Origin of the sequence: Mammaliicoccus sp. JADD-157, assembly GCF_049310805.1 — a bacterium.
In the GTDB taxonomy this organism is placed as follows: domain Bacteria; phylum Bacillota; class Bacilli; order Staphylococcales; family Staphylococcaceae; genus Mammaliicoccus; species Mammaliicoccus lentus.
Map to the genome: position 1 here is coordinate 21,055 of NZ_JBMOVZ010000003.1, position 18,880 is coordinate 39,934.

20 protein-coding genes are annotated in these 18,880 nt (G+C 31.5%); 5 read left to right on the top strand and 15 right to left on the bottom strand.

The genetic code is table 11. The features are described 5' to 3' along the window. Nucleotides 1–54 precede the first annotated feature (54 nt). The 11 genes from ACO6VN_RS09335 to ACO6VN_RS09385 form a co-directional block, all read right to left on the bottom strand. Nucleotides 55–570: an Asp23/Gls24 family envelope stress response protein gene (locus ACO6VN_RS09335; RefSeq protein ID WP_017001188.1), complete on the bottom strand. Its 516-nt coding sequence runs from the start codon at nt 568–570 to the stop codon at nt 55–57. A 67-nt stretch (nt 571–637) separates the two neighbouring features. Then, the gene (locus ACO6VN_RS09340; protein WP_017001187.1) at nt 638–862 is read right to left on the bottom strand and encodes a DUF2273 domain-containing protein; all 225 of its coding nucleotides are present in this window, start codon (nt 860–862) and stop codon (nt 638–640) included. Between the two features lie 23 nt (nt 863–885). Continuing rightward, the gene (gene amaP / locus ACO6VN_RS09345; RefSeq protein ID WP_064211668.1) at nt 886–1,425 is read right to left on the bottom strand and encodes an alkaline shock response membrane anchor protein AmaP; all 540 of its coding nucleotides are present in this window, start codon (nt 1,423–1,425) and stop codon (nt 886–888) included. A gap of 74 nt (nt 1,426–1,499) precedes the next feature. Then, entirely contained in the window at nt 1,500–2,351 is an 852-nt protein-coding gene (locus tag ACO6VN_RS09350) for a GNAT family N-acetyltransferase (protein ID WP_422404573.1), read from the bottom strand. Nucleotides 2,352–2,517: 166 nt separating this feature from the next. Continuing rightward, nucleotides 2,518–3,534 (bottom strand): FecCD family ABC transporter permease, encoded by a 1,017-nt coding sequence (locus ACO6VN_RS09355; protein WP_194200566.1) that lies wholly within the window; start codon nt 3,532–3,534, stop codon nt 2,518–2,520. Further along, nucleotides 3,531–4,535 (bottom strand): FecCD family ABC transporter permease, encoded by a 1,005-nt coding sequence (locus ACO6VN_RS09360; protein ID WP_194200565.1) that lies wholly within the window; start codon nt 4,533–4,535, stop codon nt 3,531–3,533. Before ACO6VN_RS09360 ends, ACO6VN_RS09355 begins: the two co-directional genes overlap by 4 nt. Before the next feature lie 14 nt (nt 4,536–4,549). Further along, nucleotides 4,550–5,353 carry an ABC transporter ATP-binding protein gene (locus tag ACO6VN_RS09365; protein ID WP_017001183.1) on the bottom strand — a complete coding sequence of 268 codons (804 nt, stop codon included), beginning with the start codon at nt 5,351–5,353 and terminating at the stop codon, nt 4,550–4,552. A 220-nt stretch (nt 5,354–5,573) separates the two neighbouring features. Then, nucleotides 5,574–6,410 carry a YitT family protein gene (locus tag ACO6VN_RS09370; RefSeq protein WP_216683924.1) on the bottom strand — a complete coding sequence of 279 codons (837 nt, stop codon included), beginning with the start codon at nt 6,408–6,410 and terminating at the stop codon, nt 5,574–5,576. Between the two features lie 251 nt (nt 6,411–6,661). Next, complete coding sequence (locus tag ACO6VN_RS09375; protein ID WP_194200564.1) at nt 6,662–7,618, bottom strand: L-lactate dehydrogenase; 957 nt, start codon at nt 7,616–7,618, stop codon at nt 6,662–6,664. Nucleotides 7,619–7,645: 27 nt separating this feature from the next. Beyond that, nucleotides 7,646–9,244 carry an L-lactate permease gene (locus tag ACO6VN_RS09380; protein WP_017001180.1) on the bottom strand — a complete coding sequence of 533 codons (1,599 nt, stop codon included), beginning with the start codon at nt 9,242–9,244 and terminating at the stop codon, nt 7,646–7,648. Nucleotides 9,245–9,498: 254 nt separating this feature from the next. Beyond that, nucleotides 9,499–11,223 (bottom strand): ABC transporter ATP-binding protein, encoded by a 1,725-nt coding sequence (locus tag ACO6VN_RS09385; protein ID WP_064205186.1) that lies wholly within the window; start codon nt 11,221–11,223, stop codon nt 9,499–9,501. 188 nt (nt 11,224–11,411) lie between these two features. Here ACO6VN_RS09385 and pbp4 point away from each other — a divergent pair, with 188 nt between their 5' ends. Together pbp4 and ACO6VN_RS09395 are read left to right on the top strand one after the other, a co-directional pair. Continuing rightward, nucleotides 11,412–12,785, top strand: coding sequence for a penicillin-binding protein PBP4 (gene pbp4, locus ACO6VN_RS09390; RefSeq protein WP_017001203.1), 1,374 nt, complete (start codon nt 11,412–11,414; stop codon nt 12,783–12,785). A gap of 81 nt (nt 12,786–12,866) precedes the next feature. Beyond that, a complete protein-coding gene (locus tag ACO6VN_RS09395) occupies nt 12,867–13,616 on the top strand; it encodes a M50 family metallopeptidase (protein WP_017001204.1) in 750 nt (249 codons plus the stop codon). Between the two features lie 240 nt (nt 13,617–13,856). On the opposite strand, the gene ACO6VN_RS09400 is transcribed toward ACO6VN_RS09395, so the two are convergent. Continuing rightward, complete coding sequence (locus tag ACO6VN_RS09400; protein ID WP_017001213.1) at nt 13,857–14,507, bottom strand: metal-dependent transcriptional regulator; 651 nt, start codon at nt 14,505–14,507, stop codon at nt 13,857–13,859. A 146-nt stretch (nt 14,508–14,653) separates the two neighbouring features. Here ACO6VN_RS09400 and ACO6VN_RS09405 point away from each other — a divergent pair, with 146 nt between their 5' ends. From ACO6VN_RS09405 to mntC, 3 genes are read left to right on the top strand one after another with little or no spacing between them, the layout of a single operon-like run. Next, entirely contained in the window at nt 14,654–15,367 is a 714-nt protein-coding gene (locus tag ACO6VN_RS09405; protein ID WP_017001212.1) for a metal ABC transporter ATP-binding protein, read from the top strand. Next, entirely contained in the window at nt 15,367–16,194 is an 828-nt protein-coding gene (locus ACO6VN_RS09410) for a metal ABC transporter permease (protein WP_026023754.1), read from the top strand. The genes ACO6VN_RS09405 and ACO6VN_RS09410 overlap by 1 nt, the downstream gene beginning before the upstream one ends. Before the next feature lie 9 nt (nt 16,195–16,203). Then, complete coding sequence (gene mntC, locus ACO6VN_RS09415) at nt 16,204–17,121, top strand: manganese ABC transporter substrate-binding lipoprotein MntC (protein WP_017001210.1); 918 nt, start codon at nt 16,204–16,206, stop codon at nt 17,119–17,121. A gap of 513 nt (nt 17,122–17,634) precedes the next feature. On the opposite strand, the gene ACO6VN_RS09420 is transcribed toward mntC, so the two are convergent. Genes ACO6VN_RS09420 through ACO6VN_RS09430 form a run of 3 tightly spaced genes read right to left on the bottom strand, consistent with a single transcriptional unit; the run spans nt 17,635 to nt 18,879 of the window. After that, nucleotides 17,635–18,126 carry a Na+/H+ antiporter subunit G gene (locus ACO6VN_RS09420; protein ID WP_422404574.1) on the bottom strand — a complete coding sequence of 164 codons (492 nt, stop codon included), beginning with the start codon at nt 18,124–18,126 and terminating at the stop codon, nt 17,635–17,637. Then, nucleotides 18,104–18,397 carry a Na(+)/H(+) antiporter subunit F1 gene (locus ACO6VN_RS09425; RefSeq protein WP_194200560.1) on the bottom strand — a complete coding sequence of 98 codons (294 nt, stop codon included), beginning with the start codon at nt 18,395–18,397 and terminating at the stop codon, nt 18,104–18,106. Before ACO6VN_RS09425 ends, ACO6VN_RS09420 begins: the two co-directional genes overlap by 23 nt. Beyond that, nucleotides 18,397–18,879, bottom strand: coding sequence for a Na+/H+ antiporter subunit E (locus tag ACO6VN_RS09430; RefSeq protein WP_017000805.1), 483 nt, complete (start codon nt 18,877–18,879; stop codon nt 18,397–18,399). Before ACO6VN_RS09430 ends, ACO6VN_RS09425 begins: the two co-directional genes overlap by 1 nt. Nucleotide 18,880 lies beyond the last annotated feature (1 nt).

Sequence of the window (18,880 nt, forward strand, 5' to 3'; positions counted from 1 at the left end):
GACAAACATGACACAGGCTGAGACATTGATATGTCCCAGCCTGTTTTTTATTCATTATTGTAATTCTTTGTTATTACCTTGTGATTGACCATCTTCATTTGAAGAATTTTTTTGTTCATATTCTTTCTTACTCATAACATCATCTACATGCATGTTCACTTCAACAACTTCAAGACCAGTCATATGTTTAACTTGTTCTTTTACTAAGTCAGCAACTTTTTTGAAAATTTTCGGAGCTGATTCACCATATTCTAAAATAACTTTTAAATCTACAGCAGCTTGTTTTTCTCCTACTTCTACAGAAACACCTTGTGTTACATTATTTCCAGATGTGAAACGGTCAGTTAAACTAGAAGCAAAGCCGCCTTTCATATCTAAAATACCTCTTACCTCTCTAGCAGCAATACCAGCAATTTTCTCTATTACTTCATCAGAGAATGATAATGTATTTGAAAATTGTTGTTCTTGAACTTGTTCTTGCTGTTGTTGTTGGTTTTCACGTACTTGATCATTTACACCAGTTTGTTCATTGTAACTACTTTTTGCTTTATTGTTGTCTAAATTTGCCATAATAGAATCTCTCCCTTAAAATAGTTTAATTTAATTTATAGTTTCTTTATTTATTTAATAATGCAGTTTAACTTATTCGGTTTAAGAAATTTAAAAACTGCTGAGTACAGTCTTTAATGTACCCTAGTCCTATACCTATTAAACATAGGACAAGAATCAATACCGTTTTCCAAAAACCAATTGTTAAAAATAAAACTGCTAATATTAACATCGCAATAAACCCAACAATTCTCCATTTATACTCTTTAATAAAATTAATGAGTTGATTTGGATCTTGATTTTCATTTGGCATAACCGGAACCTCCTATCCTTAGTCTATAAAACTCTTGTATCACTTGTTTTCTGGTCTCTAACATTAATTTCAATGTTTTTGACAGGTATTTCGGAAAAATGCTCAACATTTTGCTTAATATCGTTCTTCATATTTTCCGTTAATGATTGAATACCATTCGTTTCAGATACAACAAAGAAATCTGCTTTAATCGTTGCATAAGAATTATTTTTCTTATTGTACAACTTTGCTATAACATTTGGTTGTCGTACTTCGTCGTATTTCTGGATTGTACGATAAACACATTTTTCAATCGAATTTCTAGTAATGTATATGTGCCCATCCTCATAATCACGATGTAAGCCTGGTTTCTTATGTGTCGGTTTAAATGCTGCAAAGAACATTAATAAACCAAAGAATATTAAAACCCCTGCACAAGCAATCAATGTCGGTTGGAACCAATTATATTTTAATAGTTCCTGTTGATAGCTTGTTATTTGACTAATATCCAAGTACATAAAAAGAAGCGTGCCCACTACTACTATGATGAATAAGCCTAGGAAAAAATTCTTTAATCTTCTCACTGGCAACTGCACCTCCTATGTAAAGTTCTATTGCTAGTATTAGTTATACCCCTAAAATGATTTTAGAAACGTTTTTAACTCATTATTTCATTTTTTGGTAAAATTTTTACAAATTCTCCAACTTGCACATAACCTATTTGTTTATAAATTTTATTGGAGGTGGGATTTTCAAGATCAGTATATAATGTCGTATATTTATAATCTTCTAATAAACGTTTTGTTAAGAGTGATACATTTTTAGCTGCATAGCCATTTCCTCTGTATTCATGAGGCGTATAAACCATAGCAACATGAGCAAATATTTCCCCAACTCCTAAATATTTAACGAAAGATACCGCCTTATTTTTATCAATAAATAATTGTCCAGCTTCATTTTCAATCCAATTCAAAATTATATTATTTTCTTCATCACGATTTAAATTTTTCAATTCAGTTACTAGACCTGTTTCTAGCATGAAATTTTCATACCATTTTTTCAGCAATATGATATCTTCATTTTTAGTTATTCGGGAGTGCCCCTTCACACTATCGAATTTATTTATTACTTTATGACATACATAAACACCCTCATGAATTGCTACATACCAGTTACTATATAACTTTTCTGCTAGTTTAATTGTATAATCCTTATCACCTACAATACCCATCTGAATATTGGAATAAGATGAAAGTTTTTCTGAAATATAATCTATTAATTTCATTTCATTATTCAATATTACAATTTGTATTGGAAACGGTGGTGTATGAATAATTATTCCAAGTACTTCCTTATTCTCAATAATTCCTGCTAAATAATACTCTTTATATTTACCTTCTTTGATAAAATATATCAGTCGCTCTGCCAAATTAAATTTTCCATTTGTATTTTGCAAGCTCTGAAAAATTTCTTCAGGGACACGATTACTTTCATAAACTTTCCAGTACATATACCTCTCCTCTTTTCTTTTGTGTATATTTTACACTATTAGTAGGTTTTTAAAACATTTAATATAATTTAACTTTCCAACAATAAAAAAATCCCTAACCTGTTGAATTAAATCTTCCAACTGATTAGGGATTATTATTAAATATAAATATTGATATCTCAAATTATTATATATGTGCTGATTTTTGCATTAAGTATAAGAAATATGGCGCACCTACTATTGCTACAATAATACCTGCTGGCAAGCCATTTGGTTCTAGTACTATTTTACCAATTGTATCTGCGACAACTAGGAGTATAGCTCCGTTTAATACTGCTATTGGTAAATATAGTTGATGTCTTGGTCCTACAATACTTCTTGCAATATGCGGCCCCATAAGTCCAACAAATCCGATACCACCTGCTACTGATACTGCTGCAGATGACAATACGACTGCTAAAAATACGAGTAAAATACGTTCTCTATTATTGTTTATACCGAATGAAACTGATATTTGTTCATTTGTACTGAGTACATTTAGTACATTAGCTTTATAAAATAGGAATGGCATAACTATGATTAACCATGGTATAAATGCAAATACGAACGGCCATTCATCGCCCCAAATATTACCTGCAAACCATCTTGCGATAAATTCCATTTGATCTTGGTCAAATGTAGACATAATCGTAATGGAAGCACCACTCAATGCAGTTGATAAGCCGACGCCAATCAATACCATTCTCACGGGATTAATGCCTTCTCCTTTTTTATAACTAAACATAAATATAACCATCGCCGTCGCTATACCCCCAACCATACTTACCATTGGGAGTACATATACAAAATCACCTGGTTGTACAGTACCGACAACTAAGAATAAAGCAATCATAAACCCGCTTCCTGCATTAATACCTAATATACCTGGTTCAGCAAGGGGATTCTTAGTAACACTTTGCAAAATTGCTCCACTTAAAGCTAAACTTGCTCCAGCTAATATCGTTATTAACATTCTCGGCATTCTAAATTCATACAATACCATTGAATCTAGTTCATTGCCTTGACCAAATAGTGTTTTAAAGAATTGAATGAATGACATCTTAAATTCGCCTGTCGTCATAGCGAATGCCATTGATGCGATTAATGCTATAATTAAAATGACAAGTGTTATTCTCTGTTTTCTAACTATTTTTGGATGTATCATAATATCTTACCGTCCCTTCTTACAAGATAAAGGAAGAACGGTACACCTATTATAGAAATTACAGCACCTATTGGAGCTTCTCCTAACATTCGTGCTATCATGTCAGCTAAAAGTAATATAAAACCACCCATTACTGCTGTTAAAGGTATAACACGTTTATAGTCTGTACCGACTATAAATCTTACTATGTGTGGCACCATCAAACCTACGAATGCTATTTGCCCTACTATTGATACAGCAATCCCTGCTAAAAACATTGTGGATACTAAACTTGTATATCGCACAACATTACTATTTTGTCCTAATCCTTTTGATAGTGTATCTCCTAGGCTAAGTATCGTTAATTGTCTGCTCATTATAACTAAAACAATTAAAATAACTAGAACAATCGGTGTAGAAATCGCAAGTTGTTTCCAGTTTGTACCACTTACGCCACCAACGCTCCAAAATGTTAAAGTTTGGTTTAATCTAAATATCAATGCGATTCCTTCACTTGCAGCTGTCAATAATGCAGATACTGCAGCACCTGCTAATACTAATCTCATCGGGTTAAAACCACCGCGTTTAGAAGAGCCTACGGTCATGACAAGAATACCACCTATACCTGCACCTATAAACCCTGCAAACATAAGTGTGAAATAACCTGCATTTGGAATAACTGCTAAAGTTAAAGCTAACATCATACTAGCTCCAGCATTTAAACCAAGTAAACCTGGATCTGCTAATCCATTTCGAGTAACACCTTGCATAACTGCACCAGATACTGCAAGTGCCATCCCAACGACAACAGCTCCTATTTCTCTAGGTATTCTTATCTCTCTTAAAATATTGTGTTCTTCGATACTTGGATTATAATTAAATATTGCGTTATATACCATTTGTAATGATGTGTCTTTTGCTCCAAATAAAAATGACAGAAGTAAAACAGCTACAAGTAAAATAATTGTAACTGTTAAGATAATTGGATAGCGATTTTCTTTAACTGTTTTTGATTGACTCATATGTTGCCATCCTTTTATAACTTAGTATAGTGTTTACATAAAAGATTATAAGTAACAAGCATAGGTTTTCCAGTTCTAGGATCCGTAGATAATTCAGCGTCAATATTAAACACTTCTTCTAGAATTTCATTTGTTAATACTTGTTCTGTTTCGCCTTGAGCAACAATATCTCCAGCTTTCATCGCTATTAAATGATCTGAGAATCTGATTGCTTGGTTAATATCATGTAACACCATAATAATTGTGCAACCTTGTTCTTTATTTAACTCTTGTACAAGTTCTAAAATTTCGAGTTGGTGAGAAATATCTAAATATGTTGTTGGCTCGTCTAGGAATATGATATCTGTCTTTTGTGCGAGTGCCATAGCAATCCATACACGTTGTCTTTGACCACCACTTAAATCGTTAATTGCTCTATATTTAAAATCATGAGTACCCGTAACGTTAAGCGCCCATTCTATTTCTTCTTTGTCTTTTTTTGATAATCTTCCAAATCCTTTTTGATGTGGATAACGGCCATAAGAAACGAGTTCTCCAACTGTTAATCCATCTGCAACGTCAGGTGACTGAGGTAATATTGCAATTTTCTTTGCGATTTCTTTAGTAGATGTTGAATGTAGATTTTTGCCATCTAAAACAACTTGCCCTGATTGTACATTTAAAATACGGCTTAATGCTTTAAGTAATGTTGATTTTCCACAACCATTCGGCCCTATAATAGAGGTAATCTTTCCATCAGGTACCTCTAAAGTTAAATCACTAACTATTGCTTTATCTCCATAACCTATTGAAATGGCTTCTCCCGTTAATCGATTCATAGTGAACCCTCTTTCCGTTTAAAATAAATCTATAATATATGCGTTGCGTTAATTTTTAATTGTAGTTAAATGATAATGATTATCATCAATCGTACTTACGTATTATATCATTTAATAATAGTGATTTCTATCAATATATGAATAATTTCACTCATATTACACATTTAATAAAAATAAACATGTTAAAAAAGCTAGAACTTTTTGTCCTAGCTTTTATGTTTTATTCGTCAAGTAAGAATCCGTTCCCAAGTACATCTCTTACATCATGGACAACGACAAACGCATTTTCATCAAATTTTCTAATCATTCGTTTTGTTCTTGTCAATTGCGTTTTGGCAATGACAACGTATAATACATCAGTATCTTTTTTAGAATAGTAACCTCTACCATTTAAAATGGTACAACCTCTACCTATTTTTTCATCTATCATTTTTGCTATTTGATCTGGGTTTTGAGAGATGATTGTAACAGCCTTTTTAGGGTTCAATCCTTCAATTACAAAGTCCATAACTTTTGTTCCTATATATAATGCAACGACAGTTATTAATGCTTTTTCTATAGGCATAACAGTTAATGAAAATAGAACTACGATAAGGTCAAAAAATAAAAGAGCATATGATGTGTTCACATCTAAATACTTATGAGCAATTCTCGCTAATATTGTTGTTCCTGCTGTTGTGCCACCTGATAATACGATTAAACCTATACCCAAGCCAACCGTAAATCCGCCAAACACAGCATTAATAAGAATTTCACTAGAATCTAATGCCCATGAATCCGTCACTCCTAAGAATACGGATATGAGTATTACAGCAATAATAGTATATACTGTGCTTCTCTTACTCAAGAATTTATAACCTAATGCAATTAATACCGCATTTAAAATAAACGTAGACCAAGCTGGCGCAATATCAAAAGCATAAAGTAAGATTAGCGAAATACCCGTCACGCCACCTTCACCTAGGTTAGCAGATATAATAAATGTATTAACACCTGCAGAAAAGACAAATGAACCTACAATTATTAATATCATATCTCTTAGTAATCTATTTTTCATGACCTTACCTCCTTTTAGTTTTTCAATTGACATACTGATACTACCACAAACAGCTAATCGCCTCAACATGCCGATATTTATAAAAATGGGTCGTAAGATAATTTTGCCCTAACTCTAGAAAGAGTTATTAGAAATCGCATATAAATACTCCTATTTCGTCAATTTCTTAATGAACGAATTAGGAGTACTATTTAAAGATAGGGATTCTTTATCCCGAACTCTTCATTATTATATTGTCAGTAGCTTATCATTTACTTAAACTCTTTTTCAAATGGTGCTTGAATGTCTTTTAGCACTTTTACTGAATTATCGAACAATCTTGTTTCTTCATCATTAAGTGGCATTTCAATAACTTCCCTTACACCTGTTCTATTTACAAGTGATGGTACACCGATATAAACATCTTCGTGTCCATACTCACCTTCTAAATATGCTGAAACTGTTAGTACAACATCTTGGTTGTTTAATATTGCTTTAGTAATGCGCATTAAGCCCATTGCTACTCCATAAAAAGTAGCACCTTTTGATTCAATAATTTCATATGCTGCATCTCTTGTCTCAACAAAAATTTCTTCAACTCTATGTTTACGTGTTTCATCTTTTTCAATTATAGAACGTAATGGTTTACCAGCAATATTGGCGTGTGACCAAACTGCTAATTCAGAATCGCCATGCTCACCAATAATATTAGCGTGTACACTTTGAGGGGCTACATCAAATTCTTCGCTTAATAAATATTTAAAACGTGCTGTATCTAATATTGTTCCTGAACCTATTACACGTTCTTTTGGTAAACCTGAGAATTTCATCGTAGCATACGAAAGTATATCTACTGGGTTAGTCGCAATTAAGAAAATGCCATCAAATCCTGAATCCATTATTTCAGTTACTATATTTTTAAATATTTTCATGTTTTTCGCTACTAAATCTAATCTTGTTTCGCCAGGTTTTTGAGCTGCTCCTGCACAAATAACAACCAAATCAGCATCTTCACAATCTTTGTATTCTCCCGCTTTTACTTTCATTGGTGATGGCCCATACACTGAACCATGATTTAAATCCATTACATCTCCATTTACTTTCTTCTTATCTAAATCGATGATAACAAATTCATCACAAATACCTTGGTTAATCATTGAGAATGCATAACTAGAACCTACAAATCCGTTACCTACTAATACTACTTTATTACCTTTAAATTGTTTCATCAAAATCTCTCCTCAAATTTTAAATTTTTATATAATAAATGAAAGTACGAACGTCCAAATACAAATGAAGATGACTATTCCTACACTATATTTTAAAGTCATTTTCAATAATTCTGATTCTTTTCCGACCTGACCTACAGCTGCTGTGGCGATTGCTATAGATTGAGGTGATATAAGTTTTGCTGCTACACCACCTGCAGTATTAGCTGCTACTAATAAAGGTCCACTAGTACCGATTTGGCTAGCTACTGAAGCTTGAATTGGTGCGAATAATGTATTGTTATTGACTACTGATCCTGTCATAAATACCCCAATCCAACCTAACACCGGAGATAGTAATGGGAATATACTACCAGCTTTTGCGATGCCAAGACCCATAGCTGCTGTTAAACCACCATAAGTAGTTACTTTTGCTATTGCTAATATGAAACAAATTGTCAAAATAGGTAACCATAATTCTTTGATTGTTAAACCTAATAATTGAAATGCTTCATTAAATTTGAAATGTTTGGAAATAAGAACTGTTATAATAATTGAAATTAATATAGCTGTACCTGTTGCGCTAAAAATGTCTATTTTTAGTGTTATAAGTTTGTTTGTGATTTCATTCATCGTACCTGGAATACTAATGTTCCATACTAAAAATGATAATGGTCCATCTGGTGCAAATAATGCTTTAAAGAATGGTGCACTCCATATCATCACAAATATCGTTAAAATATAGAACGGACTCCATGCATATAGAATAGACTTAACTGTATGTTTGTTTGCTTGTTTAAATTCAGCGTCTGAAACTCTAAATATTTTTTTCGGTTGATAAAATTTAGAAAATACTGCTAATGCAACCATTGATAATAACGGAGGGATAATGTCCGCTAACTCAGGGCCTTGGAAATATGTCAATATTAATTGAAGTCCAGAGTAAGTGAGACTTACTACTAATATCATTGGTAATATTTCTTTTATACCCTTAAATCCATCTAAAATCATGACTAATAAAAATGGAATAATAAAGTTTATGATTGGTAAAGTTAATGTTGATATTTGAGAAACATCTAAACTACTTATATTACCTTGTAGGCCTAGCGTATCTATCACGACTACTGGGAGGCCTATAGCACCAAATGCTCCAGCTGCTCCATTAGCGATTAAACATAACATTGCAGCTTGTAACGGTCTGAAACCAAGTTGTATAAGCAACACACTACAAATTGCTATAGGTACACCAAATCCAGCTGCACCTTCTAAAAATGCATTGAAACTAAAACCTATTAATAACAACTGTATACGTTGGTCTTGAGATATACCTGCTATACTATCTTGAATAATACTGAATTGCCCTGTTCCATTTGAAACTTTATATAACCATACTGCCATAACCACGATGTAACCTATTGGTAGAATACCTTGGAAGAAACCTTCTATAATTCCCCCTAAGGCAACAATTTTTGGTAATTCAAAAACTACTAAAGCTATTATTATCGTTACGATTAGCGTTGTAATAGAAGCATAAATACCTTTCATTTTAAAAACTGTTAAACATAATAAAAATAATATAATAGGTATACTTGCCACAATTGCTGATAATGCAATATTGTCAAAGGGATTAATATTATTTATTAACACAATAGACATCTTCTTTCTATTTTATTTATTTTAAGATGCGCATCTTTCTTTTGTGATTCTTTTCACAATGTAAATATAGCACTTGGTACCACTGTGGTCAAGTGTTTTTGTGAATATTTTCACATAAATTTTTACGCCTGTTTTCATTAATTTTTATAACTCCTTATTTAACAATAATGTTTGCGTTTACATAAAAAATGTTCTTTAAAGTTATTTTCGTCAACTTTAAAGAACATTTTTTATAATTTATAATTTTATTCTACTAAACTTTGCGTCTTCACAAAATGTCTATATTTTTCATGGTTTTTAATAAGTTCTCCATGAGTTCCTTTACCTGTCACTTCTCCGTTATCTAAAAAGATAATTTGATCAGCTTTTTTAATAGTTGCAAGTCTATGTGCTATTACGACAGTAGTACGGTCTTTCATTAACTCATTTAAAGCCTGTTGAATATAGTACTCACTTTCGCTATCTAAATTAGCTGTCGCTTCATCTAGTAACAAGATGTCTGGATTTTTAATAAAACTTCTCGCAATATCAATTCTCTGTCTTTGACCACCTGATAATTTTGTACCTCTTTCCCCAATTTCAGTTTCAAATCCTTGAGGGAATTTCATAATAAAATCATAACAGTTGGCCATTTTTGTGTTATGAATTAAAGTTTCATCACTTACAATCTCATTTATACCATATGTTAAATTATCTCTAATTGTTCCTGACATCATTGCGTTAGATTGCATAACGTATCCAATTTTTTGTCTCCAAAATCTTAAAGGCATATCTTCAATTAATTCATTACCATATTTGATAACACCTTTATCTACTGGGTAAAAGCGTTCTAACAAACTAAATAATGTACTTTTCCCTGATCCAGAAGGACCTACAATTGCTGTTACTTCTCCTGAACGGATTGTTAACGACAAGTCTTTTATAACTTCTTCATCTTTCTCATAGCTAAATGTAACATTTTCAAATAATATGTCATGTTTTTCATGTGGTAAATAATTGTTTTCATCACCTATTGGTTCTGTAGGTTCTTGATAAATTTCATATATTCTTTCGCTCGCTCCTACTGCTTTCTTATAGTCTGTTATAAACATAGAAAAGTTTAATATAGGAGCTGATAATTGAATAACATAGAATATCATAGCAACTAATGTACCAGCTGTGATTGCACCACTTGAAACTCGGATTCCACCAAAACCTAATATAATAGCTACCGTTAACATCATAATAATTCCTGATAACGGTGATATAATAGCTCTTATTTTAGCTTCTTTTAATCCTAATTTATAGATATCTAATAATGTTGTTTTTGTCTTTTCTAACTCTTTTTCCTCAGAGGTAGTAACTTTTACTAATCTCATTTCTGTGAGCACTCTGCCCAATAAACCACTAAAATTCGCAATTTCTGTTTGTGTCGCTTTAGAAATCTTACCCATACTTTTTCCAAGAGGAATCATAATAGCGATAAATATTGGCAATATGATAAATGTTATAAGTGTCATTTGCCAATCTAAAATAAACAACATAGCTACAGAACCAATCAACGTTAACAATGAAGGTAAAACACTTGGCGCTTTTTCTGAAATGAATAAATTGATGACATTTGTATCGTCAGTAATTCTACTCATGAGTTGACCACTTTCATTTTTATCAAAAAATCTCATGTTCAGTTTTATTAAATGTCTCCACAATTTTTCTCGTATTGAATAAATCGTTTTCTCACCGATTTTACTCAATAAGTATGTACCAAAACCACTTAAAATAGCATTAGCTAGAAAAATAACTATAAATAACCATACCATTCTTAAATCTAAATTTTCAGCATTGAATGTATCTACTAGTTGTCCCGTAAATAATGGAACTAACAATCCACTCAAACTGCCTAAAATAGATAGAATCATGGCAGTAACGACCATTTTCTTTGGCCAGTCTACTTTTTTCAGTAAATAAAACAACGAATTCTCTGTCTTCATTTTAAAACCTCATTATCTCAATTTATTACCTCATCATCATTTTACATTATTTCCCTATATTAATCTCTCATAATAGCTTTAAATTTACAATATTTTAATATACAATTGTAATATTTTTCTAGGGAGAATTATAAAAATATGTTAGAATGATGTAGTTATTTTAAAAAAAGAATAAAGAGGTTTTATTAATGAAAAAATGTTTATTATTATTTTTCTCATTGGTTTTAATTAATATTACTTTGAACCAAAATGCTTATGCAGCTGATAATGAAAAGTCACCTACGCAAGTAGCTAATGAATACGGGTATAACTTAGGCGAAATATATCAACCCGAGGGTGCTATTAACTACAGCTCAAAAACTGGTCAAATTATGTATGAGTATCAAATAGATAAAAAATGGTATCCGGCAAGTATGTCTAAACTTATGACTTTATATTTAACTGAAAAAGCAATTAAAAGTGGAAAGTTAAAAGAAGATGATACAGTTAAAATGACCGACGAAGAATACCGATTATCTACTTTACCTGAATTAAGTAATACTAAATTATATCCAGGTGATGTTTATACAATTTCAGAATTGATGCAAATTACAATATCTAATTCTTCAAATGCTGGCGCTATGATTTTAGGTAGAGAAACAATGAAAGCTGAAAATATTGGTTCTGCTAAAAAAATCGAAGATAAAGATAAAGATTCAAATAATAATACTGCCTCAAAACAACAGAAAAAAGATTTAGACTCTGATTTTATAGACTATATGAATGAAACTGCTAAAGAATTAGGAATGGAACATACTCAGTTTTATAATTCTAACGGCGCTGCCAATAATTTATTACTGGAATATAAAGCAAAGAGATATCAATCTGATGAAGAGAATTACTCTACTTCTAGAGATTTTGCTATATTAACGCAACATCTTGTAAACGATTATCCAGGCATTCTGGAATACACTAAAAAAGTGGCACCTACAATACATTACGTTACATACTACACATATAACCATTCTCTTGAAGGCGCTGATATGTCTTTAGAGGGCACAGATGGATTAAAGACAGGATCAAGCGACATTGCCGATTACAATCACAGTCTTTCCACTAAGAGAGATGGACTAAGAGTAAACCAAATTTTATTTGGTGCAGGCGATTATAATACTGTCGGCGGTGAAAAAGAACGTAATATGATGGGGAACAGTTTAATGGAGAAAACTTTCGACGAATATGAATGGAAAAAAGTTCTTTCCAAAGGTGTTCATAAAATTAATGATAAAAAATATTACATTACAGAAGATTTATACGATGTCGTTAAAAAAGGTGTAGATTATGAAGTAGTTGTAGAAAATGGTGAAGCACATATAGATTATGATCGTTCATATATAAACGATAGTTATGGCCCGCCTACAGTCAAATTAGAATCACCATCAAAACATAAATTTAACCAGACAAAAGATAAAGTCACAAGTCCAGATAATAGACCTATCCTTATGACAGCATCTATCATACTTGCTATCGGTTTAATATTATTATTAACTTGGTTGATTACGCGTAAGAAAAATACAAAATAACATTAAGTCTTAAGTCCGACAACAAAAGCGTCACTTTAGTGTAGAATAGTATTAGACTATTAAACACGAGGTGACGTTTTTTTGACTCGATTTTTACCGAACTTTTTATCAGAATCAATTAATATATCATTAATAACTATTACATTAATTGCCTTAATATATGTTTTTGTACACCATAGAAGACAACACCCAATATTGAGTATGATTGATATAATACTAGGTTATTTTCCGATTTTAATACATGAAATGGGTCATGTTATTGCCAACAAGTTGTCTGGTGGTAAACCTAAAGATCTAGTCGTAGTTTGGCGTAGAAAAGAACGAATGGAGACTGGTCGTCAAGGTTATGCTATTACAGGATCTAAATCTGGATGGAATCAATTCATCACTACATTATTTGGTTATATTATGCCACCATTAATGTTAATAATAGGTGTTTGGATGAAGCACCATACATTCGGACCAATTTTCTTAATTTTATTATTAATCATGTTCTTATTTTATGTCACATTAACTTCAAGAAAATTTCTACCAAGTATTATATTATTAGTTATCGCAGTTGCACTTTATGAAGTTATTTCCGCTCCAAACATCCACGATTTTGCTCAAGTTACAACTTATATTTATCACATAGCATTAGGTACGCTATTAGGTGAAGTTGCCCAATCTACAATAACCATCTTTTTATTAACATTTTCAAGACAGCGCCCTGAATGGGATGGTAGTCAACTTAGACAAATCACAAAAATACCTACTCTATTCTTTAGTATACTTTGGATTGCCATTAACATATACGCTGTTATGTATACATTTAATGCGTTATGGCCATAAAAAAACTTAGAGAACTATAATATCGAGTTAAGAAACGACCAAGCTAGATTTCTCTTATAAAACAAAAATGGGAGTGGGACAGAAATCTCATTTTAATAAATAGATTTCGTAGTCCCACCCCGGCAAGGATGACTAGGGTTGGAAAAAGCTTGATATAAGCGCATTTTCAATCCAGTCAGCTACTGCCATTATAATAAAAAGAGGCTGAGACATGTATTTATGTCCCAGCCTCTTTTTATTTTATCCTTCTTTAGTTCCGAATATATATGAAGCATTTGTTTCGCTAATCATAATCGTTTTATCGTTTAAGCTTAATTCTATTAGTTGATTAAGTTCATCTTTTTTAGTGATTTCAACGATATCACCTATTAGTAATTCTTCATTACTTAAATAGTCTAATAGATTAACATAGTCCATAACACGTTTGATTTTTATTTTATCGCCTACTTCAAATGTACTAAGTGGCGTATTATAAATCTCTTCGATTTGATTTTCTCTCGGTATAATTCCACCGTGTGGACATGTTTTAGGATAATCCATCAGTTTATCTATTTTCTCAATGAAGTGTTCAGAAACTCTATGTTCTAAAATTTCCGCTTCTTCATGTACTTGATCCCATGTGTATTCTAATTCCTCTATTAAAAATCGTTCTATCAGTCTATGACGCTTAATAATATTTGCAGTATGATTTAAACCTTTTTGAGTTAATTTAACACCTTTATACGGACGTATATCCACATAATCCTCTTTCTTTAAACGTAACATCATCTCACTAACAGATGAGGGTTTTATATTTAAATCTTGTGCTAAATTTTTATTAGATACATAATCTGTCGTACCGTTTAAACCAAATATTGCTTTTAAATAATCTTCTTGTTCTTCAGTCAACATTTGTTCTGACCTCACTTTTTTTAGCATATTTTTATTGTACCACGATTTATTTTTCCTTGCTATCTCTTGACTTTAACATAATTTACAGTTATATTAAAAACATAGTTTAGGTTACCCTAAACTTATTTTCGGAGAAAGGTGATAACATGTTACAGGTTAAGAATTTGAATTTATCATTAGGACATCAGCACATATTGCATGATATTAACTTAACAATTGAATCATCGGGAGAGTTAATTGGTATCATGGGACCCAATGGTGCGGGTAAATCATCATTGCTTAAATCCATCCTTGGTGAATTCAAAGCAACTGGTGAAGCACTATGGAATGATAAGCCAGTTAAACAACAGCTGACGGAACTAACTTATATTCCGCAGAGAAATTCATTAGACTTGGATTTCCCTATTACTGTGAAAGACAGTTTAATTACTGGCTATTATCAAACTTCAGGTTGGTTCAGACCTATGAAGAAAGAAGCTTATATTAAAAGAGATGAATTATTAAATGAACTTCAGTTAACTAATTTAAAAGATAAAATGCTAAATGAGTTAAGTGGTGGTCAATTACAACGTGTTCTTTTAGCGAAAGCATTAATGAAAGAGAGTGACTTTCTATGCCTCGATGAACCGTTTGTTGGTATTGACTTCAAAAGTGAAGAAATCATGATAAATCTGCTGCGACAATTAAAATCAGAAGGTAAACTGATTCTAGTTGTTCATCATGATATTCAAAAAGCTAAAGAATATTTTGATAGAATAATCCTCCTCAATCGATCATTAAAATTCTTTGGCTCTGCTAACGAAGCATTATCTGACGAAAACATAAAAGAGGTATTTTTAAAGGATGGCGTTGTATTATGATGAATGAATTTATTTCATCACTCGTAAATTATAATTTTTTAAGTAGAGCTTTGATTACTTCAATCATAGTCGGAATCGTTTGTGGTATTGTAGGTAGCTTGATTATATTAAGAGGTCTTTCATTAATGGGGGATGCAATGAGCCATGCTGTATTACCTGGTGTAGCGCTCAGTTACTTATTTAACATACCAATGTTTGTAGGTGCTCTTTTTACAGGTATGCTGACAAGTTTTTTAATTGGTTTTATTTCACAAAACTCTAAAACAAAAAATGATGCCGCAATAGGTATTACTTTCACAGCATTCTTTTCGATAGGTATTATTTTAATTAGTCAAATCAACTCCTCTACAGATTTGTATCATATTCTATTCGGAAATATATTAGCAGTAACAAAAAGTGCATTTTATACCACAAGTATTGTGAGCATTATTGTAATTTTATGTGTTGTGATTTTCTATAAACCACTGCACTTGTCTACTTTTGATCCAATTGCAGCTAAAATGAGTGGTCTAAATACAAGATTAATTCATTACTTTGTCATGATGTTATTGGCATTAGTAACAGTAGCAAGTTTACAGACTGTCGGTATTATCTTAGTAGTAGCGTTGCTTATAACACCTAGTTCTACTGCTTTCCTTATTACTAAGTCATTAAAAACTATGATGATTGTTGCAAGTACATTGAGTGCAATAAGTGCAGCCTGTGGCATGTATATTAGTTACCTATATAATTTGCCAAGTGGAGCTTGTATAGTCCTAGTAAGTTGTGCATTTTATATACTAGTATTTACTATACATAAACTTAAAAACAAAATTCAATTTAATTAGGAGGCATCTATGAAAAAATTATTATTACCTTTAATAGCAATTATTTTAGTTTTGGCTGGTTGTAATCAATCTAACTCTAAAGACGATTCAAAACTAAAAATTGTTACGACGAATTCAATACTTGGTGATATGACTAAAGAGGTTACTAAAGGTAACGCTGAAATTACTAGCGTAGTGCCAATCGGTCAAGACCCCCACGAATATGAAATTAAACCTAAAGATGTTAAAGCTATTACAGATGCTGACATTATTATCTATAACGGTTTTAACTTAGAAAGCGGTAATGGCTGGTTTGAAAAAGCATTAGAACAAGCAAATAAAAAAATCACTGACAAAAATGTTATTCAGGCTACTGAAGATGTAAAACCAATATACTTAAAAGGTGGCGAGGGAGATGAAAAGAAAATTGATCCTCATGCTTGGTTAAGTATTAAAAATGGTATTCAATACGTTAATACTATCGAGAAACATCTTAGTAAATTAGATGATGAACATAAAGATGATTATAAAGCTAACGCTGATAAATACACTGAAAAACTTGATAAATTAGACGATGAAATGTCGAAAGCATTTAACGACATTGATAAGAAAAAACGTGCATTTATTACAAGTGAAGGTGCATTTAAATACTTTGCAAAAGCTTATGACATTACGCCTGGATACATTTGGGAGATAAACACTGAAAAACAAGGTACACCTGACCAAATGAAACAAGCAGTAAACTTTGTACGTGATCATAATCTTAAAGCATTAACAGTAGAAACAAGTGTAGATAAGAAAAGTATGCAGACTCTAGCCGAAGAAACAAACCTAAAAATCCAAGGTGAAGTCTATACAGATTCAATCGGTACTAAAGATTCCGACGGTAATTCTTACTACAATATGATGGAACACAATGTCAAAGTGATCCATGACACAATGAAATAATAACCCCTCCTCCTCATGTATATAATAAACGAAAAAGAGTGTGAGACATTGATCATGTCTTACACTCTTTTTGCTCATTCTTAAATCTACTATTTTTCTTATGTTTTTTGCTATTATAGTAACCACTAAATCATATTTCACTTTAGATTTTTCTCGTGAAGATATACGAAAGTGCTTTATTTTTAGGTTTGAACCAGAAGAAAAAGTTAATTCGTGAGTTTAGGCATTACATAATCCAATAAAAACGTGTGTACTTGGATTAACGTGTTAGTAAATCCAACAATAATATCAACTCTTGCTTTTATTGATCAATTTCATCCAAAACAATCTAAGGATTTATGTCCCTAACTCGTTTTTTATATTACCAGCGGTTGACTCGATCGAACCATACACTAGGCAAGCATGCACGAACAAAATTCTAAATCACATAAAAATAACATCTGATTTCTAACTGAATAAATCATTGAAATCAGATGTTATTTATTTTGAATTGATATTTATGTTCCAGCTGTTTTATTTTAAAGTTGGGTCGTCTTTTTTCATAACTTGCTTATATTTACTGAATGTTTCTTTATCATTTTTAGAGAAAGCCTCGTTCATAATTCTTCTTTTCTCTGCTCTTCTTCGTCTATCTTTTTTAGATTCTTTTCGGTCATATCTAAAGTTCAACGAAGTTCCTTTTTTTGTAAAATCTTTCATAAACATATATGAACCAGAATTATATGCCGCTCGTATTATCATGTGACCAGCAACTGGCGATGTTAAATATAAAAATAGTATCGTTAATAAAGTACGAACACTAAAGTAATCTTTCGTTACTAAGAAATAAAAAAATACACCCGTTAAACAAAGTAAAACAGATAATGTAGAGCTTTTTGTAGCAGCATGACTTCTTAGAAAGGAATCTCTAAATCTCACAATACCTATCGAACTAATTAAAGCAGTTATAGAACCTAATAATATTGATATAGCTGCAATTAAACTAACGATCTCGCTTAGATTCAAAGACACGACCCCCTTCAATGAAACGAGAAATTCCAACTGTACTTAAGAAGGCTAAAATAGCAATAATTAAACTCGCTTCTAAATAACTGAAGGTGTCATAAACAATGCTCAATATACCTACTGTAGAAACTAAAATTGCACCCATAGCATCAAATGCTATAACTCTATCAGCAGTTGTAGGGCCAATAATTGTTCTAAATAGAACAATTACAATAGATATACCATATATAACTAATGCCGATTTTATGATAAACATGATAGCTATTTCCATTATTTAAGCACCTCCCAGATTAATTTCTCATACTTCTTAATTTGCTTTGTTAGTATCTTTTTCTCTCTTTCAGAAACATCAATCGCATGTATAAAGAATCGTTGTCCATCTGGTGATAACCTTAATACGACTGATCCCGGTGTTAACATGATTAATAACGTTAATAATGTTATAGCCCAATCTTGTTTTAATGTTGTTTCATAAGTAACAAGTCCTGGATTCAATTTATTTGTTTTAAATAAAATATAATTAATTGTTGTAATACTGGATGTCACAAGCTGATAGTTATAAACACAAATAAATTTAAAAATAACCCATACTTTTTTCATATAAAAAACATGTCCGAAAAATCTATGCATTAAGTAAACAATGAACATACCAATCAAGTAACCTGAAATAAATGTCGATAAATGAAATGTATCTTCGTCTTGAAATAAAGTCCACAAGAAGGCAATTAAAATATTTAATAATAGTTGTGCCATT